Origin of the sequence: Paraglaciecola marina, from assembly GCF_004360155.1 — a bacterium.
Taxonomy (GTDB): domain Bacteria; phylum Pseudomonadota; class Gammaproteobacteria; order Enterobacterales; family Alteromonadaceae; genus Paraglaciecola; species Paraglaciecola marina.
This window is the reverse complement of sequence record NZ_ML178722.1, coordinates 92,057-115,172: the sequence shown is the minus strand read 5'-3', so window position 1 is coordinate 115,172 and position 23,116 is coordinate 92,057. Positions and strand designations below refer to the sequence as shown.

At 34.2% G+C, this 23,116-nt stretch carries 21 protein-coding genes; 16 read left to right on the top strand and 5 right to left on the bottom strand.

Annotation, left to right across the window (positions count from 1 at the left end; genetic code table 11):
- Window positions 1-500: hypothetical protein (locus tag EOK74_RS03785; RefSeq protein ID WP_205964502.1), on the bottom strand; the 500-nt coding region annotated here is incomplete at its 3' end.
- Between the two features lie 514 nt (window positions 501-1,014).
- Between EOK74_RS03785 and EOK74_RS03780 the strand changes: the two genes are divergently transcribed.
- From EOK74_RS03780 to EOK74_RS03705, 16 genes are all read left to right on the top strand, one after another.
- On the top strand, window positions 1,015-3,696 hold the full coding sequence (locus EOK74_RS03780) for a non-ribosomal peptide synthetase family protein (protein ID WP_133468585.1): 2,682 nt from the start codon (window positions 1,015-1,017) through the stop codon (window positions 3,694-3,696).
- Between the two features lie 614 nt (window positions 3,697-4,310).
- A complete protein-coding gene (locus EOK74_RS03775) occupies window positions 4,311-5,552 on the top strand; it encodes an oligosaccharide flippase family protein (RefSeq protein ID WP_133468584.1) in 1,242 nt (413 codons plus the stop codon).
- Window positions 5,549-6,757, top strand: coding sequence for a hypothetical protein (locus EOK74_RS03770; protein WP_133468583.1), 1,209 nt, complete (start codon window positions 5,549-5,551; stop codon window positions 6,755-6,757). The genes EOK74_RS03775 and EOK74_RS03770 overlap by 4 nt, the downstream gene beginning before the upstream one ends.
- Window positions 6,754-7,632 (top strand): sulfotransferase family protein, encoded by an 879-nt coding sequence (locus EOK74_RS03765; RefSeq protein ID WP_133468582.1) that lies wholly within the window; start codon window positions 6,754-6,756, stop codon window positions 7,630-7,632. Before EOK74_RS03770 ends, EOK74_RS03765 begins: the two co-directional genes overlap by 4 nt.
- Window positions 7,632-8,861: a glycosyltransferase family 4 protein gene (locus EOK74_RS03760; RefSeq protein WP_133468581.1), complete on the top strand. Its 1,230-nt coding sequence runs from the start codon at window positions 7,632-7,634 to the stop codon at window positions 8,859-8,861. The genes EOK74_RS03765 and EOK74_RS03760 overlap by 1 nt, the downstream gene beginning before the upstream one ends.
- 39 nt (window positions 8,862-8,900) lie before the next feature.
- Window positions 8,901-10,007 carry a glycosyltransferase gene (locus tag EOK74_RS03755; RefSeq protein WP_133468580.1) on the top strand — a complete coding sequence of 369 codons (1,107 nt, stop codon included), beginning with the start codon at window positions 8,901-8,903 and terminating at the stop codon, window positions 10,005-10,007.
- A 2-nt stretch (window positions 10,008-10,009) separates the two neighbouring features.
- Window positions 10,010-11,089 (top strand): glycosyltransferase family 4 protein, encoded by a 1,080-nt coding sequence (locus tag EOK74_RS03750; protein ID WP_133468579.1) that lies wholly within the window; start codon window positions 10,010-10,012, stop codon window positions 11,087-11,089.
- A gap of 12 nt (window positions 11,090-11,101) precedes the next feature.
- Entirely contained in the window at window positions 11,102-12,331 is a 1,230-nt protein-coding gene (locus EOK74_RS03745; RefSeq protein ID WP_133468578.1) for a WcaI family glycosyltransferase, read from the top strand.
- Between the two features lie 48 nt (window positions 12,332-12,379).
- Window positions 12,380-13,495 (top strand): GDP-mannose 4,6-dehydratase, encoded by a 1,116-nt coding sequence (gene gmd / locus EOK74_RS03740; protein WP_133468577.1) that lies wholly within the window; start codon window positions 12,380-12,382, stop codon window positions 13,493-13,495.
- A gap of 203 nt (window positions 13,496-13,698) precedes the next feature.
- Complete coding sequence (gene fcl, locus EOK74_RS03735) at window positions 13,699-14,658, top strand: GDP-L-fucose synthase (protein WP_133468576.1); 960 nt, start codon at window positions 13,699-13,701, stop codon at window positions 14,656-14,658.
- A 25-nt stretch (window positions 14,659-14,683) separates the two neighbouring features.
- A complete protein-coding gene (locus EOK74_RS03730; RefSeq protein WP_133468575.1) occupies window positions 14,684-15,139 on the top strand; it encodes a GDP-mannose mannosyl hydrolase in 456 nt (151 codons plus the stop codon).
- 116 nt (window positions 15,140-15,255) lie between these two features.
- Entirely contained in the window at window positions 15,256-15,882 is a 627-nt protein-coding gene (locus EOK74_RS03725; protein ID WP_133468574.1) for a sulfotransferase family 2 domain-containing protein, read from the top strand.
- Window positions 15,872-16,978, top strand: coding sequence for a glycosyltransferase (locus EOK74_RS03720; protein ID WP_166638708.1), 1,107 nt, complete (start codon window positions 15,872-15,874; stop codon window positions 16,976-16,978). The genes EOK74_RS03725 and EOK74_RS03720 overlap by 11 nt, the downstream gene beginning before the upstream one ends.
- A complete protein-coding gene (locus EOK74_RS03715; protein WP_133468572.1) occupies window positions 16,966-17,481 on the top strand; it encodes an acyltransferase in 516 nt (171 codons plus the stop codon). Before EOK74_RS03720 ends, EOK74_RS03715 begins: the two co-directional genes overlap by 13 nt.
- A 98-nt stretch (window positions 17,482-17,579) precedes the next feature.
- A complete protein-coding gene (locus tag EOK74_RS03710; protein ID WP_133468571.1) occupies window positions 17,580-18,671 on the top strand; it encodes a heparin lyase I family protein in 1,092 nt (363 codons plus the stop codon).
- 26 nt (window positions 18,672-18,697) lie between these two features.
- A complete protein-coding gene (locus EOK74_RS03705; RefSeq protein ID WP_133468570.1) occupies window positions 18,698-19,051 on the top strand; it encodes a hypothetical protein in 354 nt (117 codons plus the stop codon).
- A 401-nt stretch (window positions 19,052-19,452) separates the two neighbouring features.
- Here EOK74_RS03705 and EOK74_RS21165 read toward each other — a convergent pair whose 3' ends face one another.
- From EOK74_RS21165 to EOK74_RS03690, 4 genes are all read right to left on the bottom strand, one after another.
- Window positions 19,453-19,725, bottom strand: coding sequence for a cytochrome b/b6 domain-containing protein (locus tag EOK74_RS21165; RefSeq protein WP_275404654.1), 273 nt, complete (start codon window positions 19,723-19,725; stop codon window positions 19,453-19,455).
- Window positions 19,685-20,038 carry a cytochrome b gene (locus EOK74_RS21160; protein ID WP_275404653.1) on the bottom strand — a complete coding sequence of 118 codons (354 nt, stop codon included), beginning with the start codon at window positions 20,036-20,038 and terminating at the stop codon, window positions 19,685-19,687. Before EOK74_RS21160 ends, EOK74_RS21165 begins: the two co-directional genes overlap by 41 nt.
- A gap of 70 nt (window positions 20,039-20,108) precedes the next feature.
- Entirely contained in the window at window positions 20,109-20,801 is a 693-nt protein-coding gene (locus EOK74_RS03695) for a hypothetical protein (RefSeq protein ID WP_133468569.1), read from the bottom strand.
- A gap of 737 nt (window positions 20,802-21,538) precedes the next feature.
- On the bottom strand, window positions 21,539-23,098 hold the full coding sequence (locus EOK74_RS03690; RefSeq protein ID WP_133468568.1) for a flavin-containing monooxygenase: 1,560 nt from the start codon (window positions 23,096-23,098) through the stop codon (window positions 21,539-21,541).
- Window positions 23,099-23,116: the final 18 nt, after the last annotated feature.

Genomic DNA, 23,116 nt, shown 5'->3' with positions numbered 1-23,116 from the left:
TCAGGGTCAACAACTGGCTCAGGGTCAACAACTGGCTCAGGGTCAACAACTGGCTCAGGGTCAACAACCGGGTCAGGGTCAACAACCGGGTCAGGGTCAACAACCGGGTCAGGGTCAACAACCGGGTCAGGGTCAACAACTGGGTCAGAGGTCGGTATAGTGACCGGGTCAGTCTCAATGACTGACTCAGGATATTTTTCTGTAATAATAGCTCCCGGGGGAGCATTGCTCTCAGGGTTACTAGATTCAGATTCGTCTTCACGGTCTGTTGGCTCTTCGACTTCAGAATCGGTATATTCTTCGTTTGTTGTGTCTTGCTCTTCTTGAGGTGTTTCGGTGGAGGGAGCTGATATTATTACTTCTTCCTCAATATCTTGAGATGAAGTTTCTCCACTACCACACCCTATCATCAGAAGTGCAATTAAAAACACAGAGGAGAGTCTGAGGTTAGCCTTTCCAATTTTGAAAGTTTCATACCAAGCTTCATTGTGTGCTTTCATGCTATAGTTCCCCCAGCTGCTTCAAATCATGTATTTGATTAATTTCGAATAGATTAAATACAAAAAAGAAACGGCCTTAAATATGAAGGTCTATACACAAGTATTGGTATGTCTAAAATTGATGAAATAAATTGGATTAATAAAAGGTCTACACTGGCTATCGCTTAATGAAGCAAACCGTATGATTTTAGATACACAAGTGTCTACAAAAAAGCTGTTATTTTATTTAAATTTGGTATTTTTTGTTTGCAATGCATTTTACGTCATAGATTTTTACTTGGGGGAGGGGAGTCAATTTTGTCTACAAATTCAATATTCAGTGGCTTTTTGCTAGTTATGAATAACTTGCTAGGTGCTAGGTGCTTAGGGTATATTTTTAAATCGTCTCCTTCCATTGCGACGCTTTTGAATCAACATATTATTTAACAAAAGATTCTGAGGGAGCTGAACGAATATGAATACACTTGTATCAATATACCCTTTTAACAAAGGATTGTGAGGAAGCTGAGCGAATATGAATACATTTGTATCAAATATCATACAAAATAGTGAGGTGAAATGTTCTGCTAGTACTGCTGCCGAAGGGGGAAGGAGCTATATCAGTAAAGTATCTGATGATTATCTTCATAAAATAAATGACTATACCTGTATCATATCTAAGATAGCTGAGTATGCTCTTGAGCAGCCGTCGCAATTAGCTGTTGATGATGATTCGTTCTTGTTAACCTACCAAGAGTATTTTGACATATCGTCAGCGTTAGCGGATTACTTAAAATCCATAAATATTGGTACCGAAGATAAAGTTGTTGTGTTCTTGGATGTGTCCCAACATATTCCAGTTGCATTGCTATCAATATTAATGACTGGAGGAGTGTATGTACCTATTGACATCTCGTGGCCTAAAAGCCGTATTGATACAGTATTGACTGATGTCTCACCAAAAGCCATTATAACTCAAACTCTTTACTATAAAAGATTTGATGATTTAAATGGTATTGATGTTATTAATTTAGATGATAAAAAGTATTTGGAACGAAATAGCTCCCCATGCAGCTTCACTCCGCCAAAGAAAGTAGATACTGCAGTAATATTTTATACTTCGGGGTCAACCGGTTTTCCTAAAGGAGTTAAGCTTAGTTATGGGAATATACAGAGTTATATAGAAAGCGCTTCCAAAGCCTACCGGTTTACGTCATCTGATATTCATTTATCTATAGCAAAATATTCTTTTAGTATTAGTCTTTTTGATTTGCTTTTACCATTTTATTGTGGCGGATCCTTAAAATTAAGGCCTCGCCAACAATTGCTCAACAGTGAATTTTTGGTAAATTATATTAAAAGTGTTACTTGTTTTCATATGGGGCCTGCTTTACTTGAATCTTTGGTTAATTATGCTGAAGATAAAAATATGTTTTTTTCAAGTATTACCCATGTTTCAAGTGGTGGAGACATAGTACCTCCATCACTGTTAGAACGATGTAAGTTTGTTTTTCCAAATGCAGAAATTTGGGTTATTTATGGTTGTACAGAAGTTTCCTGTATGGGGACCACTTGGCAAGTTGATAGAACGATTGATACCGACACTACCTATGTAGGCAAACCTTTTGAACACGTTAATTTACTTTTACTTGATGAAAAGCTTAAAACCGTTGATGAAGGTGAGTTTGGTGAAATATATATTAGTGGGGCTGGTGTAACCAAGGGGTATTTAAATAGAGAAGAGTTGAATAATGTAAAATTTACATCAATCGATGGTTCTCGTTATTATGCTTCGGGTGATCTTGGGGTCTTAGCTAGAAATGGAAACATACAACTCAAAGGGCGCAAAGATTTTCAAATAAAAATTAACGGTGTTCGAATAGAAACTGAAGAAATTGAATATTGGCTGAATAGAATAAATAGTATAATCAAAAGTATCGTTTTAGGAGCCAAAGATAAACGAGGCGATTTAAAAATTGTAGCCTTTGTTATTAGTGATAATACATTTGATGAAGTTTTTATAAAGCAGCAACTAGCAGACGCTTTACCAAGTAATATGGTGCCTCATAAAATTTATGCTATCACTGAAATGCCTTTAAATACTAACGGCAAATTGGATCGAAGTGCTCTTATCACTAAAGCTGAAGAGAGCTTAAAGGAAAGTTTTTCTGGAATTTCAACGGATGACAAAGTTGCTAGACGCCTTATGGATATATGGTTTAACGCCGGAGCATTTGGAGCAATTTATGATGATAGTAACTTTTTTGATGTTGGCGGCGACAGTCTCGGAATAGTCCAATTAGTTCATGCAATTAATACTGATTTTAAAATAAGTTGTGATTTTGAACTTATTTATGCACACCCTGTCTTTTCAGAGCAACTAAAAGCAATTAAAAAGGGGGTTTTTGATAGTTATGTTGTTCCTGATAGTCTAGTTGTTCCTTTAGATGGAAAGAGTGACTCCACCCCTAATTCCATTTATATAATTCCAGGTATGGACGGGCATATTGTTTCCTACCATAAATTTGGTGATTTGCTGTCAGATAATTGGCGTGCTTACGGGTTGCTGTATCCAAACTTTGAAGGTGATGAATATGATTTGCTCGAAGATGTTGCGTCTAGGCTAGTGGAAGATATTCTAAAAAAACAGAAGTCAGGACCATACATTATTGCAGGGCATTCTTCTGGAGGGATTGTTGGGTTGGAGATTGCTAGAACTCTCGAATGTATGGGAAAAGAGGTTTATCTAGTTTTAATAGAATCAAGAATTTATGAGGTGTCTCCTAGGAGGCCATTCAGAAAATTGTTTTTTGTCTATCTTAAAAACAAACCAAGGATTATTATTGAACAGTTTTTATTAAGGCAAAAAAATAAATTCAAATCAAAGTCGAGTAACTCAAATATTAGATATAAACAGCGACAAGCTCTATCATTATTTGGCTTAAAAGGTGCATTTACCCTTAAGAAATCAATGTTGGATAAATATAAAATTTCGCAAGTAAATGTTAAAGCTATTTTATTGAAAGCTAAAGAAAGTATTTGGTGGGATGATACCAGAGATTGGCCTGTCGATTATGGTTTCAGTAATTTTGTTAAGCTGCTATCTATCTCCAGTGCACCAGGTAATCACGTCAGTATTACTATGGACGCTACTAACCATAAGGCTCTCGCTAAGATTATTGAGAAAGAAATAACTGAAGTAATATTAAAACGCTAAATTTTATTCTAAAGTCAGATTATTTTTCAATATTAAGTTTGTAAATTGTAGTATAACTTTAAGGTGGTGTAGGTGAGTGGTTTTTATTTGATAAATATAAAGTGTATAGACACCCAACTCATTAATTTATGTTGTTTCCTTTAGCACTCACCTCACACCTTATTGTAATATTTTGTGAGAACTCCCATCTAAGTTGGTTTTTTTATAATTTTTAATAATAAATTGAATCTATTATTTAATTCTTGATAAAGTATTTGTAATAATTATCAATTATAAAGTAACTTGTAGAAGATTCAGTTTGAGTAAAATAAAAAATGTCATGTATGGAAAGTATAATAATCCCTAATTTATATTAATATATGTCCTTATAATTTTTACTTATTACAACAAAGTGCTCAAAGAAGAGGCGTGAACTCCCTATGAATTTTAAAGTAGACGATCGAGTTTAGTCTATTTTGTTATTTTACTCTCCAATTAGAATAAGGTGGGAGTGGGTTTAATGGCCAGTTAATATCGCCAAAAGCTAATATTAAAATTGGAAAAATTGGTCTGTGACTGATTAAGCTTTAGTCTTTTGATGTGACAGGTCGTTTATATATTACGGAATTTAGAGCATGCAGTTAAATAGAGATATAGTAAAATCAATTGCTGGTAATTCTAGTATTAAAATATTGGGTACTGGGATTAACTTCTTACTTCCTATGTTGATATCGAGAGTTAATGGACTTGATGTTCTAGGTCAATATTATATTTTTATTGCGACTGTATATGGCGTATCGCTATTTAGTCGAATGGGATTGGATTATTGGATTATTAAAGAGGTCTCGTCTAAAGACATTAATGTTTGTAAATCAATATATTTTACATGCATTCTTTATTCATTTTTGCTATCTCTTGGTGTTGTAATTTTAATCTACGGTTTAGAGGCTGTAGGAGCCTTGCCTTATATTAACCTAGATAAATTAGGCAGCCTTTCTATTGGTGTGCTGTGTTATTCTATTCTGATGTTGAATGTAGGTTTCTTACGAAGCGTTGAGAAACAAATAACGGCGTCTGTTTTAGAGAATCTTATCATCCCGTTACTTATAATTTTGTTTGTAATTATTACATTCGTCCATGGTGAAATATCATTTATCACTTTAGAAGATATGTTCGTTATATCAGTTCTTACTTCTTTGTTTGTATCTTTTATCTTAATTAGCAAGTTAAAATTCTTATCGGGTCAAAAGTTTTTATTTGAACCAAAAGCTTTAAAAAAAGCATGGCCTTACTTTGGAGTGTCAGTAACTTCTTATGCGCAAAATTGGCTCGCTACAATTATTATATCTATAAATTTGACTAACGAAGATGTTGGCATGTTCAATATTTGTCATAAAGTTATTCAATTCTCTACATCTATTCAAAATATAATAGCTAGTATTTATTCACCAAAATTTGGAAAGGCTTTACTTTCTGATGACTTAAAACGTTTAGCTGTAGAGTCAAGAGCGGTGTCCTTCAAAATTGGTACTTTGCTAATCGTTTTAATCTTACTAATGTCTCCACTTATATTCTCGCTGACCAACATAACAGATCCTGATAGCTTCTATATTGTTGCTGTGCTCAGTTTGGGATTTATCGTCAGTTTAGCTTGTGGACCGGTAGGTAAAGTTTTGGCTATGTCTGGGTTTATAAAATATGAAAGAAATATATTAATGGCAGGACTTTTGCTCTCTTGTTTATTAACTTATGTTTTTACATTGATATTTGGGGTTTTAGGCGCAGCAGTCTCGATGACGACTACTTTAATTATGAGTAATGTTCTGATGGTAATATTCGTTAAAAGAAAATTAGGTTTTACACTTTTTAAATTATGATAATTATTGATAAAAAGAAAACTCACCACATACTACTTTTTAGTGCAATTTCGTTGTTATTGTTAGACCGACCAATTCAGTATGTATTTTATGGATTTATTGGGGTCGAACTACCAACAAATAGATTACTTCCGATGCTAGCTGTTATGTTATTGTTTACATATCCTACTCGTTTTAAGCTTAAAATATTTGACAGTTGGGTATTGGCAACTACTGTTGTAAGTTTAGCGTTAGGGACTATCTTTTTAGCAGAGTATAGGTTTAGTGATGTAATCTCATGTGTAGGGGTGATAGTTTCATTTTTTTTAGGGTTGCAACTTACAAGGATAGAATTTAGTCAAAAGTTAAGTAAAGTATTTTTATTTATTTCAATTGTGGCACCGACTATTTCTTTGATTGCGTTACTAGGGTTAAGTAGCAATTTGCAATTAATTGAACAGTTACATCAAGTCAATGGCGTCATTGTTCCTCGGCCAGAAATATTTACAGACCAAAATTTTCATTTCATTTATGTTTTTATGTCTATTGCACTTATTTATTTATATAGAGGCTTAAATTTAAAAAAATTATTGGTATGTATATTGATTATTATTAATCTGTGGTCATTGAGTGAAGTCCAAACTCGTACTGGAGTCATATTTTTTATGTTCACTTTACTATTCTCTATTTTCTATAATAGGGGGGCAGGCCACAAGTCAAAAAATAAGTTATTGTATTTTTTCATAGCAGCAATGATATTAATAGCATTGGCCGCGGCAATTATTGTTTTTTCTGAAAATCTGTCAATTGTATCTAGGTTCGAAAATAGTGATTCAGATACTGGTTTACACCGTATTCATTCCTTTTTATTTTGGTTAACACATTTATTTGATTTTAAATATTGGATACCTTTCGGTAACAGAGAGTTTGATGCCCTATACGGTGGTATTCCTCATTCTAATGTTTCAGCTTTTTATGTTCTAGGTGGAATAATGGCACTGTTCGGGTATTTTGTTCTGTTTGTAAGGCCAGCCTTCCTTTTACTGATTGAATTTATGTCAAAACGTTGCCGTTTTACAATGTTTGAAAAATTTCTTTGTATTAACGTGTTTGGTATGTTTTTAGTGCAGCAAACATTAAATGTTCCCTTGACTGAGCATACATGGTTTTGGGCAGGCGTTGGGCTAGGGCTGCTTTATAATAGAAAAAAGGTAATTCAAAAATGATTTTTTTGACGGGGTACCCTCGTTCAGGTACAACTTTGTTAGCAAATAAATTAAATAGTATTGAGAGTGTTTATGTTGGTCCTGAGACACAGTTTTACCGAAATATTTACCATCAGCTAGCTGGCCTAGATAAACCTGATTTTTTTCAGGTAGTATCGAATGACAAACGGTTAAAAGATTACAATTTGAAAGCAAATGAAATCCAGCTAATTTGCGAAGAGAGTAAGTATGATAGGGATAACTTCTTGTCGGTTTTTTTGAGTTATGTTGGTAAGCAAAAAAACTGTCCTGTTGTAATAGAGAAAACACCTGCTCATATACTATATTGGGAGAAAATTTTTGAGTGCCACCCTAACGCCAAAATAATCTACCTTGTAAAGGATGTTAGAGATGTAGTACTTTCAAATCTTAAAGTAGATTGGACTCATTCTAACTCTTATTTGCACGCTGCTGAGTGGACCGTGTATAACGAACAATATCAAAAGCTTACAAAAAAAAATTCTAGTAGAGTTATGGTTGTAAAATTTGAAGATTTCATAGCAAGTCCGCTTGAACAAAACAAAAGGGTTTGTGATTTTTTAGGGATAGCGAATAGTTTAAAGACAGAGCAGTCGGCTAATGCAGTACCTGATTGGGAGTTACAATGGAAGGCTGACTCAATGAAAGCGATTGATACTTCTAAGCTATATGCTTGGAAACTTAAAGGTGATAATGAGGTGGTGTCAGTTGCAAATTATGTAGCTAAATCAAGTATTAAGGCTTTAGGGTACGAAGCACTTGTTAGTAGGTTACCATTTTTTCAAAAACTTAAAGGTCTGTTTTATAAAGGCAAGCTGGTTAGAAAGTACTTGATGTTTAAAAGGGTAAAAGTGTAATGCAAAAAAAAAGTAAGGCTATTGCAATATTTAGTTCTTCCTCACCAACTAAAGGTAAAGGGATTTCAACATATTGTAGGCTCGTTTCAGAAGAGTTTAGTCGATTAGGTTACAATGTTTACTTTTTCTGCCCTAAGTGTGATGAACAAACTTGGTTCAGTGAAAATAACATAACCCCTGTTTTCTTTGAAACTGACTCTAATCCAAAAGCTGCTACGATACAGATTTTAAGAGCTATTGAATCTATTGAAAATTTATGTGGCATCATTAATAACGATGTTATTTTTATTCAGTCTATAGCCTCATTGTTGACTGTTCCACTTATTTCGGTCGTCCATCTAGACAATTTCTCTATTGGTAAGGCCGCATTAGTTAATCAAGAGTTCACCGATCACATAGTTGCGATTTCTTACGATATGTATAATGCATTGACTAAGTCTAGAGTACCTTCAAGTAAATGTGCTCTGGTTTACAATGGAGTATTGCCCAACCTCGCTCGATCAACTACTACCTTTGATAAGTTAAGGATGATGACTGGCGTTGAATATAGTAAGCGAAAAGGCGGCTTTGCACTTTTGCAATTATTAAGGCGCTTGAAACAAACAACTATTGACTTCTCTTTTGCATGGTTTGGTAACGTACCAGCAAAAATATCAAAAGAATTTGAGAACGATAAAAGATTTGACTTTGTTAAGCATCTTCCACGAGAAGAATATTTACAAAGAGTCAAAGACGCAAATATTTATCTTTTCCCAAGTAGAGAAGAGGGGTGCCCTATGTCTTTAAAAGAAGCCATGAATGATGGGTTGGTACCTATTGCCGCGGATGGTATTGGGGCAATGAAGAATATCATTTGTAATGGAATTGATGGGTATTTATTGAAAACTAAAAATTGGGATAAAGAGGCATTCTTATTGATTGGGGAACTGAATGAGCAGTTATCCTCGCTACAATCTTTATCTCAACTAGGAAAGGAAAAAATAATCAATAATTTTACTGTTGCACATGTGGTCAAAAATTTAGAAAGCTTAATTTGTAGACCAACTGTTGATAGAGCTGAAATTAAGATGGATAAGTTAAAAATTTACGATTGGCATCGATTACCTCCAAAGTTTGTTAGGAATGGTTATAGAGATTATTGGAGGCAGTTTTGTTATCGTTTTGGAATTCTAACAATTTCTGAAACAATTAGTAGTAAATTATTGGTTAACGTAGAAAAGCCTCAATAAACAACGTTGGTTTAAGATTTCTAGTGGAGGGTTGTTTAAGTGGGTGATAAAAAACGGTTAATGCTAATTCAACCTGTTTTAACTGATTATAGAATTTATTTTTTTAACAAATTCACAGAGAATTATAGTGTAAAACTATTTAGTGATATAGCAGAAGCATCAACTGGTCATGATGTTTATCAAAAGTTGAAGTGTGAACATGTTAAAACCCCTAGGACTATAATTCGATCTTTGAACGTATACTTTCAACGAGGCTTAATTCAAGGCTTTTTTAAATTTAAACCAAATTATATTTTCATTACGGCGCACCCTAAAAATATTACGTTTTGGTTACTTTTATTGGTAGCATATTTTACAAAAACTAAAGTATTTATCCATGGGCAAGGTTTTTATAATAAGCGTAATCCATCTAAGTTGTTAAAGTTAGTTTATAAAATTATGTTCTTCTTTTGTGATAAATACGTTTGCTATACAAAGTCAACGAAAGCTTCGCTCGCTCAACTACCTGAGTGGTGTCTAAGCAAATGTATGGTGGCGGAAAATTCTATTTTCAACCAATTTGATATTCCCCCAGATGATAAAGATTATCTACAGAACGGAATTCTTTATATAGGGAGGATTCGAGATAATTGCAATTTGAATTTACTAGCAGAAGCAGTAGTTCGCATTAACGAAAACAACGAAAACAACGAAAAGATATTCTTGCATATTATCGGAGCTGGTGAGTATGAGGAAAGTTTAAAGAGCAACTTTTCTCGTTTTGATTACATTAAATTTCACGGTAAAATATTTGAACAGGAAGTAGTAGCTAATTTATCGAAAACATGTTTTTTAGGTTGTTACCCTGGTCAAGCCGGTTTGAGTGTTGTTCATTATATGTCTTTATCGTTACCCTCTTTAGTACATAGTGATCTTACGGTCCACATGGGGCCGGAGCCAAGTTATATCGTTAATGGTTTTAATGGTGTGACGTTTGATGACTTTTCATTAGAAAGTATCACTGAATCAATATTAGAAATAATTAGTCTAAAGGCAAGTGCTAGATATCAGGTTATGGGAAAAAACGCATATAAAACATATTTAGATTTAATTAACCCAGACTATTCAGAAAAACTGATGGAAGCTTTTCAGAACCGAGTATCATAATTATGAGTTTTAAGTTGTTAATGTTTGGTCAGTTTTCTCCACCTATAACCGGAGAGGCTGTAGTAAATGATAAAGTGTTCGAAATTTTGCAAAACAATGGTTTTAAATTAGACAACGTGAACTCATCAATCATTAGCAATGCTAATTTAGTTGGTAAATTTACTTTTGAGAAGGTTTTTAAAACAGCGAATGTTTACTGCAAGTTATTAAGGAAACTTAGAAAAGTCAATTTGATGTACCTTACACCTGGCCAAACTTATTTAGGAGTAATTCGGTTGGTCCCTGTGCTAATTGCCTGTAGAGTATTTAATGTTAAGGTCATTGCGCATTGGCATGGCTACGGTCTTCTTTGGCTGCTAAAGAATGATCCTATTGTAACTAGATTTATTCTTAATAGAGTTAATATAAATATTTTACTTACGAAACACCTATTAGAGGAGGTTGAATTAATTAGTGATGCTGTTAAAAATGCATTCGTGATTACAAATTATACAGAAGTGATTAGTAATAAGAAAATTGAAACCCCAATTAAGAATAAAGATTTAACTATACCAATAAGAGTGCTTTATTTAGGCAGCTTGATGAAAGAAAAAGGTATTATGATCTTCCTTCAAGCTGCACAAAAACACCCAGAAATGAATTTTAATATATGCGGTACTGGTTCAAAAGAAGTGGTGAATATTGTTAAAGATTTTAGCAAAAAGCTAGATAATTTAACCTATTCAGGAGTCGTTTATGGAAATGAAAAAACTAACGTTTTAAATAACGCGGATATATTTGTGCTACAAAGTCACTATAAATCTGAAGGGGTCCCTTTATCCATTTTGGAAGCTATGTCAGCAAACTGCGCTATCATAACGACGAATCATAATGGAATACCAGAAACTGTAGGGAATTGTGCATTGTTTGTTGAGAAAAATAATTTAGAAAGCCTAAGTAATAAATTGGTTTATTTAAGTGAAAATAGAGATGTCCTTGATACTCTACAGTCATTTTCACATGCCAGAGCAAGTGACTTTTCATTAGCGAAATTTGAGGAGAAATTACTTATAGCTATACAAAACGGATTAGAATTAATTTAGGCCATTTCTCATATGAAAATACTATTAACAAGTTTAAATTACTTCCCTGAAATGACAGGGATCGGAAAATATAATGGTGATTTTTGCCCTGAGTTGGTGAAGCGCGGTATAGATACTTCAGTGATAGTTGCCCCACCGTATTATCCTGAATGGGAGGTACATGGTGGTTATTCAAGTTTTAAATTCAAAACAGAATTAATTGATGGTGTCAAAGTTACCCGTTGCCCACTATACGTTCCTAAAACACCTACAACTATAAAACGTATATTGCATCTATTTTCATTTTCGCTAACGTCTTCACTTGCGCTATTGGGACGCCTTTTTAATAAGCCCGATTTGATTATATTGGTTCAGCCAACGTTATTCTGTTCACCTTTTGTTCTAATGTTTGCAAAGTTAACCGGTGCTAAAACTGTTATGCATATTCAAGATTTTGAAGTGGATGCAATGTTCGGATTAGGAATGGTAACAGAAGGCAGGGTAATTAAAATCATTAAGTGTGTAGAACGTTGGCTATTAAATAAGTTTGATGCGATTTCGACGATTTCTTATAGTATGGTAGATAATGCAGTCGAAAAGGGAGTTGATAGAGATAAAGTATTATACTTTCCTAATTGGTCAGATATACATTTTGTTACCCCTGAAACATGCGGTGATAATTTGAAAAAAGAATGGGGTTTTAATCATTCTGACAAAATTGTCTTATATGCAGGAAATGTTGGTAAAAAACAAGGCTTAGAAATTGTTCTTGATGCAGCCAAACACTTATCAGAGTTATCAAATGTTTACTTTGTAATTGTCGGGGCTGGTGGGCACGTAGACGTTTTGAAAAAACTTGCACGAGAAATGAGATTAACAAATTTAATTTTTAAACCTCTCCAACCATGGGAAAGGGTACCTGAAATGTTAGCGCTTGCTGATGTGCATTTAGTTATTCAGAAAAAAGGTGTCGCTGATGCTGTGTTGCCTTCGAAACTTACGAATATATTGTCTGCAGGTGGGCATGCATTGGTAACTGCAGAGCTTAGCTCTGAACTAGGGAAGCTTAGTCAGCGTTTCCCTGGTATTTTTACTTGTATAGAACCAGAGTCTATTGACGTGTTTGTAATTGCATTAAATGAAATGTTAAATCAAAAGAGAACTACGTTTAATTCTGTTGCAAGGACGTTTTCTGAAGTGTATTTAGATAAAGATAAGATTATAAATAGTTATATTTCTGATCTTGGAGAGATTCTTGCATGAATTTGGGTCTAAATTTTATTTTAAAAAATATTTGATTAGGGAAAAAAAATGAAAAAAGCGTTAATTACCGGTGTTACTGGCCAAGATGGCTCATACTTAGCTGAGTTTTTGTTAGAAAAAGGGTATGAAGTTCATGGTATAAAGCGCCGTGCTTCATTATTTAATACTGATAGGGTCGACCATATATATGAAGACCCACATATTGAAAATTCTAATTTCAAATTACATTACGGAGACCTATCTGATTCTTCTAACTTAATTCGTATTATGCGTGAAGTTGAGCCTGATGAGGTATACAACTTAGGGGCTCAGTCTCATGTGGCTGTTTCGTTCGAGGCTCCAGAATATACTGCTGATGTGGACGCGATAGGTACATTGCGTTTGTTAGAGGCTATACGCTTTTTGGGGCTAGAAAAAAAGACTAAGTTTTATCAAGCTTCTACCTCAGAGCTTTACGGTGAAGTACAAGAAATACCGCAAAAAGAGACTACACCTTTCCACCCTAGGTCACCTTATGCGGTTGCTAAAATGTACGCCTATTGGATTGCTGTTAACTACCGTGAGTCATACGGTATTTACGCTTGTAATGGGATTCTATTTAATCATGAGTCGCCTCGTAGAGGCGAAACATTTGTTACCCGTAAAATTACTCGTGCAGTAGCAAACATAGCTCAAGGTCTAGAAGAGTGTTTGTATCTTGGGAATATGGATGCCCTGCGAGATTGGGGACATGCTAAAGATTATGTGAGAATGCAATGGATGATGTTGCAACAAGATAAGCCTGAAGATTTTGTTATAGCAACAGGTAAGCAAATTTCTGTTAGGGAATTCGTGACTATGTCGGCACAAAATGCTGGGATCACGCTTGAGTTTTCCGGAGAAGAAATAAATGAAGTTGCTACAGTTACTGCAATAACAGGTGATAATGCTCCAGGTGTTAAAGTTGGCGACGTTATTGTTAAAGTTGATCCAAGGTATTTCCGCCCTGCTGAAGTTGAAACTTTGTTGGGAGACCCAACTAAAGCAAAAGAAAAACTAGGTTGGGTTCCTGAAATTACAGTAGAAGAAATGTGTGCGGAAATGGTCGAAAACGACCTAAATAAGGCTAAGCAAACCGCTCTTTTGAAAGCCCATGGGCATACTATTTCTGTAGCAAAAGAATAAACCCTACTGAGCCTTACACATCAAAACTTTTGAAAAAATTGAGTTATAAATCATGTTTTTAACTCAATTTTTTATTTTATATTAACTAAGGTCTAAGTTTTTAATAACTAATATGATTATAAGATTTAGGATATAAAGAAAGTAAGTTTAGTTGGCTCGCAATAACAATTTCACATCGTTTTAAGAATTACAAAGGATAAAAAATGAAACAGGTATTTGTCGCAGGACATAACGGCATGGTAGGTTCTGCGATTGTACGTCAGCTTACCGACTTGGGTGGCTATGAAATTATCACTAAAACTCGGAGTGAATTGGATTTAACTAATCAACAAGCTGTAAGAGAGTTTTTTGAAAAAAATAATATTCAACAAGTCTATTTGGCTGCTGCTAAAGTGGGTGGAATAGTAGCTAATAATACCTATCCTGCAGATTTCATTTATGAAAACCTAATGATTGAATGCAATATAATTCATGCAGCATTCAAAGCCAATGTAACTCAGTTATTGTTTTTGGGATCAAGTTGTATTTATCCTAAGTTAGCAGAGCAACCAATGAGTGAGTCTGCACTACTTACAGGTACCTTAGAGCCTACTAATGAACCCTACGCCATTGCTAAAATAGCGGGTATCAAACTTTGTGAATCTTATAATCGTCAATATGGTGTTGATTATAGAAGTGTAATGCCAACGAATCTATATGGCCCCCATGACAATTTCCACCCCGAAAATTCACATGTTATTCCTGCTTTATTAAGACGCTTTCATGAAGCTAGGCAAAACGGAGATGCTAAAGTAGTGGCTTGGGGAAGTGGTAAGCCAATGCGTGAATTTTTATACGTTGATGATATGGCTGCTGCGTCAATTCATGTTATGAATTTAGACAAAACCACTTATGATAAAAATACTGAGCCTATGTTGAGCCATATTAATGTCGGGACTGGTGTTGATTGTACTATCCGTGAGTTAGTAGAAACGGTTGCCAAGGTTACAGGTTTTGTTGGTGAAATTGAGTTTGATAGTACAAAGCCTGACGGTGCTCCACGTAAACTTATGAATGTAGATAGGTTAGCTTCTTTAGGCTGGAAGTATTCATATTCATTAGAAGATGGGTTACAAAATGCCTACCAATGGTTTTTAGAGAACCAAGATAATTTTAGAAGATAACTTTATATTCCAAGAAGGTTAGCAATTGTTTTTAAATAAAGATACGTTCTTGACAGTAATTGAAAGTACTCCTTTAGTATCAATAGATTTGATTATTGAAAATGAACATAACGAAATATTGTTAGGAAATAGAATAAATGAACCCGCCAAAGGGTTTTGGTTTGTACCGGGAGGAAGAGTTAGAAAAAATGAAAGCTTACGCTCAGCATTTGAACGATTGACTGTCGATGAATTAGGGCAAACAATAGAAATCAATGATGCAAAGTTTTTTGGGGCTTATGATCACTTTTATAGTGAAAATATCTTTGACAATAAGTGCTCAACACATTATGTAGCTTTAGGTTATAGAATCTTTAAGACCCAAAATTTTTTTAATTCTCTACCTATAAACAAGCAACATCAAAATTATAAGTGGGTAAGTGTAGAACAGTTAATTGAAGATAAGAATACTCACACTTATACAAAAAATTATTTTAGATAGAGAAAATTTTAACACTGGTTTTAATTACAATAACCGTTAAAAGTAAAAATAAGTTTATAGTCTCTAAATTTTATTTTTGGTGTTTTACGGACCTCTTCATTTACAAAGGATTAACTATGTTGATATCAGAAAATAAAAAGTTTCTTTATTATCATTTATATAAAGTAGCAGGTACAAGTATTCGAAAAGCGTTAAGACCTCATTGTTCAATATTACAAGTGACGGCTCAAAATTTAAATTATGCTACTTCTATAATAATTAAAAAAAATATTTTTCAATCTCCACTATGTCAATTTCATCCTAGATTAGCAGACGTAAAGTTGGTTTTAGGTAATGAATTTTATAGTTATTACCGTTTTACATTTGTAAGGGCTCCCTTAGATTGGCAAAAGTCACTTTATTTTTTCGCTTTAAAAAATCCCAGACACCATCAACATAGCATAATTAGTTGTATGAGTTTTGACGAGTATATAGTGTGGCGTATAGATAATGACTTAAAATTACAAACAGATTTAATTATGGATGGTAAGGAGCTACTGGTTAATAATGTATATAAATTTGAAAATATCGACTCTGAATTTAGAAAATTATGTGAAAAGTTAAATATTAGTGCAAATTTACAACATAAAAATGTTGCTGGTACAGGTAAGAAAATTAATATTACTAGTCAAACATTAAAACGCTTTCACGATGCGTATGCTAGAGATTATGAAGTTCTGGGGTATTCTTTTGATGACAACTAAAAGTAAGAGAAAAGCTATGAGTGAAAATGTCATTATACAGACTGCTGTTGGTGATTACAGACAGGCTGTAATGGAGATTGTGACAGAGAAACTACAAGATCAATTTTTGTTAGTAACTGGTGATGTATATTTTGAAGAAAGTACAAAAACTAGGGTCCAATTACCTGATAAAAATATTAAACTTGTAAGAAATTTGTTCTTATTTAAACGAAAATTTTTAATTCAGTTTGGGGTCATTAAGTATGGGATTCTAGCTAAGGGCTTAATTTTAGAACTCAATCCGCGGATTATAAATACTTGGTTTCTTATATTTATTAGAAAAGCACTTGGGAAAAAAACTGTTTTATGGGGCCACGCTTGGCCACGGTTAGGTCGACATTCTAAAAGCGACAATTTAAGGAATGTTCTTAGAAGTCTAGCTTCACATATTTTAGTATATACAGATACTCAGGTGCTTGAATTAAAAGAAAAAATGACTACGAAAAGCATATCATCCGCCCCTAACTCGTTATATAAAAGTGAGGAAATGTGGATTGATTCAAAAGATCGTACTGGGTTTATCTATGTTGGTAGATTGGTTGAATCAAAGAAACCTCAATTAATGATTAATTCATACAGTAATGCATTAAATAAAGAGCCAAGTTTAGGAGACTTAGTTATTGTTGGTGATGGCCCGGAGAGGAAGCAATGTGAGGATTTGGTAAGTAGTTTAAAATTAAATGATAAAGTATTTTTCAAAGGACACATATCTGATTTAGGGACACTAAGAACTTTTTATGAAACATCAGTTGCTAGTTTATCTCCTGGTTATGTAGGTTTATCAATTACTCAAAGCTTTTCTTTTGGAACCCCTATCTTAATTTCAAGAGATGAAAACCATGCTCCAGAAATAGAAGCTGCAGTGGAAGGTCACAACTGTCTTATGTTTGATACAAACTCTTCTTCGGATATGTCTAGTAAAATGCTTGAACTGTGGCGTGGCCGCGCAGTGTGGGGAGCTAAGGAAGACGATATAATACAGAATTGTAAAAATACATATTCAGCAGAAATAATGGCAAATAGTATTATCGAGGCATTTAATAAATGCAAAATATGAGTCCAGATGTACCTAAAGGGCCTTTTTTACATGTAGTTAGAAAAGTGGTGCGATATTTGCGTGTGGTTAGGCTGAAAGTAAGATCAAAAGGTAAAATATTTGTTGGTAATAATATTACCTTTGGTCCAAATGCTAATTTAATGATTCCTAATAGTGCTCACATAGGGAACAATTTTAGCTGTGGTAAAAACTTTTTCGTACAGACGGATTTGGAGTTTGGAAATGATTGTTTGATATCATCCGACGTTTCACTTGTTGGTAATGATCATTATCTAGATATAGTTGGTCAATCAGCTTATTGGAGTGGTAGAAATGAGCCTTCTAAAATAACTCTTGAGGGTGACAATTTTATTGGGTACAGAGCCACTCTTGTCGGAAATATAGTTGTTGGAAAGGGAGCTGTAATTGCAGCTGGTGCCGTAGTGACTAAAAATGTACCAGAATACTCGATAGTTGGAGGGGTTCCAGCTAAAAAGTTGAAAGATCGATTTAATGATGTCTAAAAGGTTGAAGTGCTCTGACTACTTTATAAACGGAGTCGATAAAGATACTGGTATTAGTGATTTTTGAGCTGTTAACCTTATGTTTGAGTATAAAGTGAATGAAATTTTTAGTGCGTTTTTTAATGGCATTTTGTATGTCAGTAAACTTAAATGCTAGTGATGAGAAAGCAGTAAATGCTGTAATTGATTCATATTTTTCCATGTTTACTGAATCTACTGAACTAAAGGAGTTTTTATGGGATGGTTCGACTGTAGGAGAAGTAGGAGCTGATACTCAAAATTGGAATAAATTGAGTTCTCAGAGTTGGGGAATTATCAATATTTCCACAAGTTCATCTACGCCTGTAAGGCCTTACTCAGATACAGACCCTGGTTTTATTGGGCCTAATGATGAGAATTATGGAGTAGAAATTGAGTTTGGTTCAGAGCATTTTCTTAGGAGTGCCGAGTCCAAATCTGTTAGGTTTTATACGGATTTTGGACAGTCGGGGTTAATCAATAGTGGAATTGATAGAGCTGAAATCCATATTAGAACAAGCTTAGAAGAACTTAATATAACTGAAGGAGATACAATTTGGGTTGGTTGGTCTGAATATTACACTGCTCTCGATAAAATTAGATCTAGTACTATTTTTCAGTTTAGAAATCAACCTACGCAATCTATTTTGGAGAAAAGAGGCTTTACTGATATCGAAGTAAATGACCTGATTAATTTAGGTGTTACAGATGGGGGGCCGGCAACTGCTGTTGAATTAAAATCAGTAAATGGAGAATTGTATTTTAAATTTGGAGTGAGAGATGGAACAACAATGGATTGGGCTTTAAATAATGAGCATCTAGTTGAAAGTCCAGTTGAAACTGGCAAGTGGTATGACTTCATTGTTAAGTTAAAGTACTCACAGGGCGAAGATGGAATTTATAAAATTTGGTTTTACGAAAGTCTAGATAAAGAACATACGATTTACGATGACCCTGAGTGGGATTATAAGGGGAATACAATGTATACCTATCCCGAAGGTTATAAATATTTAATAACTTCTCCACAGTTTAGAATAGGAGTGTATCGATGGGCAGCAAAAAATGACTCCAACATGGGTTATAACGACCGTTATCTCAATAAATACTTGGGACCCCTTCGTATCTGGTTAGGTGAAAGTGATGAAGGGTTTGATAAAGTTAAGCCAAGGTAAATCAACTATAAATTTAGAGGTTTGTAATGTATCGACTTATTTTAGTCATTTTAAGTGTTAGTTTATTAAATAGTGCTTCGGCTGATAGTACAGGAGCTATTGCGGTTGATTATTTTAAAGTAAACAGTACATATCTAACCGTATATATAGATAAGGACTACTCTGTAAAAGATAGCCCTTCTTGTATTAGTGATGTAAGTGAGACTCCTGCTGTAGTAATTGAACGTTCAAGAGATGATTTTAAGGAGCTGTATGCTGCAATTATGCTTGGATTTAGTACGAATAAAAAACTTGGCTTCTGGCTGGATGGGAGCTGTTCAACCAATACACAAGGTGGCCCTTTTCCTATATCTACAATGGTTTATGTGTATAGTGATTAGATTTATTAATGAGTAAATGTGTAGATGTCGTAACTTAATCTTATTTAATTGATGTGTGCGATAATACCATGGCTTTTTTGTTAAACGTTGTGGGTTTAGTTCATATTATATGATGATAATATTCGGATATCTAATATTGCAGCTAAATCTTTAGTGACATACCCAAATCTATTGTTAATCTAATGCATTAAAAAGTTTTATGGATTTTATATACTAAGTATTTTCTTCAATAATACTTTGAAAGTATTTTTAGTGGTATAAGCCTTGAAGCTCTGTTTCATAGAGTTGTATTATTTAGGCTGGTTTAGTGGAGGTGAGTCAGGATTTTCTAGACCTACAGCCTTCTTTGTACAACTATACAATTTTATTCTAGGATGCACTTTGATTGAGTTACTCGTTGTTTAAAGTGTCATCTTATTTATGGTTCGATCTTTGTTAATATAATGGTGATACAGCGCAGCGCAGATATGTCCCAATATCAAAAGCCACATAAATAATGCTCCTAGAATTTCTTTATGTATGTAATCTGCGACTTTCTCGAAACTTTGAAAGTCAAGGTGTAAAACGTCAATTATCGTGTAATTATATAACCATGTCCCCTCAAACTTTGGTATTACGAATATGCTAAAATAACTAGTTCCAGTGCCTGTACCTGCATATCCCGAGATGACCATTATGATTATTTATGCATATATAAAGTAGATAGTGACCGGTATGCGCTGCAAAATGCTCTAGGTGTGTTCCAGGTTCTTGGATAGGTCGTTTATTCGTAAATCGCCAAATGATCCGTAAAGTGACTATAACGCCAATAGTTATGCCGAATGACAAATGTAACTGAAGTACTTTTGAACTTTCTGAACTGCCAGGTTCCGTAAATAAGTGACGGTAATATACTGATATATAACTAAACAAAAATAATAAAGCTGTCCCCCAATGGAGACACTTTGCAATAAATCCATAGTCTCTTATCGTATTAGTGAATTGCATTAGTAATCCTTATATGCTCAGTGAAAATACAAATACTAATTTCTAGAGATACATAGGCGTGTATTATAAATCATCTCGAGAAAACTTTAACCATCCAGCCTGAAAACGCATCCCAAAATGGTGTGTGTATTATAAGACGCATCCTAATGTACATCAGGGTAAACAATAGTATCCCAAATACATAAACAGGATGAATGACTTTCTTTTTATGGTAATCATAAAGCATAGAGAGAAGGACTGGTGACAGCCACAAAAGTAAATTACCACCGGGTATAATAATGAATTTTATTCTTACTATTCCCGCAATAGTTAACATTAGCGTAGCAATCAACATTAAACGTTTATGTATTTCAACTCTCTTTCGGAAGCATATTGCGGCCATTACTAAAGCTGGGAACACTATCATATCTGTGAGGGGTTGAAGTAAAAATAGTTTGGCGTTTTCAACTTCACCTTTCTCTATTCGAATAATAAATCCTTCAAATGTCATTAATAAACCATCAATAACAAGAATAATTAAATAAATGATACTTATCTTTCCTAAGTATATATGTAGTTTATGATGACCTAAGCTTGGTAGTAAAGCTTGAGAGAAGTAAAGAAAAATCCAGCCGAAATATAGGATTACGTGTGTATGAATAAGTTGGGTGGAGTCTTTGGCACCATTAAACAGGCCACTAAAGTAGGTGTTAAAACCAAGTAAAGGAATAATTAAAATTAACGCTGAAATGACTAAATAGTATCTTGTTTTATGTGATTTCATAAATGCCTTAAATAAATTCTGGTCATTATTGTAAATAAATAATGCTGGTAGGGTTAGATGGGGTCTAACGATAAACTTACTTTAAGATTACTCCCCGTTACTCTTGAGCTAGTTAAATAGACTCAGAGAGTTTGGAAGTTATCTTACCTTAAATTTTTATTACCTTTCCGTTAGGAGTATTTGAAAAGTATAGGTCCACTATATGATTTTATAATGCTCGAATTAAAGGGGCTCTTAGAAGGTACTTGGAAACATCTAACTCCCCCATTTTTTCTTCAAGCTCGTTGGAAAAGGTAACCCCAATATCTAAACTAGTTGAAGGGGGGTATACCTATTCAGATAGTTATTTTTTTCAAATGTTGTTGTTAGTTTACGTTTGAGCTAAATTCTTTTGTGAGAAAATAATTTTCCGCTAGTGTTCTATCAATCAGAACCATTAGCTTAAGTTGTATAAAGGTATTAATTTGGTTTGACCGTAATATTAATGCTGGGACTTCATTTTTAGTTAATTTTCTCTTATTGATTTGGGATCGCCATTACGTCGATTAAATCACAACATGATGAAGTTTAATGAATTTACATTGTCAAAGACAGAGGGCTTTCATTAACTAGTTCGCGATTCTCTAGTATTTAATATCGCCCTCATAACTTAATAAGTATTGATATTGATAGAGTGATTCTGTTTCTGAGCTAACCTACATTAGAATCATCGATATACTCATGTGACCTTATCTCAGTTAATTTCTATCTGTTACTAAAATTGAACGCCATCTTTCTTTTGTGTTTTTAGCATTACGTGACATAAGCCACTTGATTGACAGCCCGATAATTAGTTTTAACTTCGCTTTTTTACTGTAAATGGAAGGTGCATTAGTCCATTTTTCCTTAGCAATATTTTGTTTTCCTGGTCCTACAACTCTAAATTGACATGGCCAAATATGATGAAGCCAGTAAACAACAAAAGATTTAGGGGAAAATATTATATTGGGGGCTGGTAGTCTACAACCAATTAAATCAGCTATTTTTTCATTAAACCTCTGGCCGTTTACTAAACCAAATACGTGGGGGGTTTCGTAAAACTCTTCCTGCCATAACTTTTTATCTGCAATAGCTAATTCGTACAAGTTTTCTGGAAGCTGTATCTTATCGGATATCACCCTTGCAAAGTATCGCGCTTGAAGCTCGGCAATTAATGGAACACCGCCTTGCTGAGGTCGAGCAAATCCAATAAATGCGACCCGTTCTTTTAAGTCTTTATGAAAAGATTGTAAATAACAGTCTCTAATATCCGAAATCTCACTATCATTTTTCATAAATGGAAGTGAAAATTTAAAACCTGTGCAAAAAACAATAGCATCAAAAGATTCACTTCTGCCAGATTCAAATTCTACTTGTGAACCATTAACTCTCGTGATTCCGCCAATGTCGATTACCATTCCATTCGCTTCAGCTTCAAAAATTCTTTCAGTTTTTGTCACTACTGAACCAGGCTCATCTGGTGCTAAAATGACATGGTCAGCCAATAAAGACAACGCTTTGTTATCAGTTGATTTGCGAATATTTCTCCATATAGTTCTAACCGCTTCAGCTTTTTCATTAGCAGGAATACTGTGCCAAAATCGAGTTTGAACCATATCAATTGTGTTACTCCCACCCACATTTTTTTGGCTAAATAAATGCCTCCGCCGTAATGCAAGTACTGAATGACTGGCTATCCCTGCTATTTCGGTTACTACATCAGCTCCTGATTCCCCTGCGCCTAAGAATAAAACTTTTTTTCCTTTGAGGTGATTGCAATTTTCTACGTTAGTATATTCAGCAGAGTGCATGGTATCGCCAAGAAAAGTATCTAAGCCTTCTATGTCGGGAATGTTGGGCTTTTGAAATTGGCCCGAGCACACAGCGAGAGTGTCCACTGTTTCACTAAATTTTTGGTTGTCACTACCAACCCCACTAATAATAAAGTTTTCGCTAGTATCCTCTATTTGTGTGACGTCACAATCAAACTTTATATACTTAAGTAAATCAAAATGTTTGGCGTATTTATCTAAGTATTGTTTGTACTCTTTTCTAGTCCAAAACTTGACAGGTTCGTCATAGGGCATAAAGTCAGAATAAGCCATGAAATAGTTGGAAACTGTTAGCTCTACGGAGTCATAGGAGCCCATTTTAGAGAACACTCCCCCGATGTCCTTATTCTTTTCCAGACAAATTACGTCATGCCCTTCCTCAATTAGTTCTTTAATTGTTACTAGCCCCGATAGGCCTGCTCCAATAACACCAATTTTTTTCTTCATATCAGCTCCATAAACATC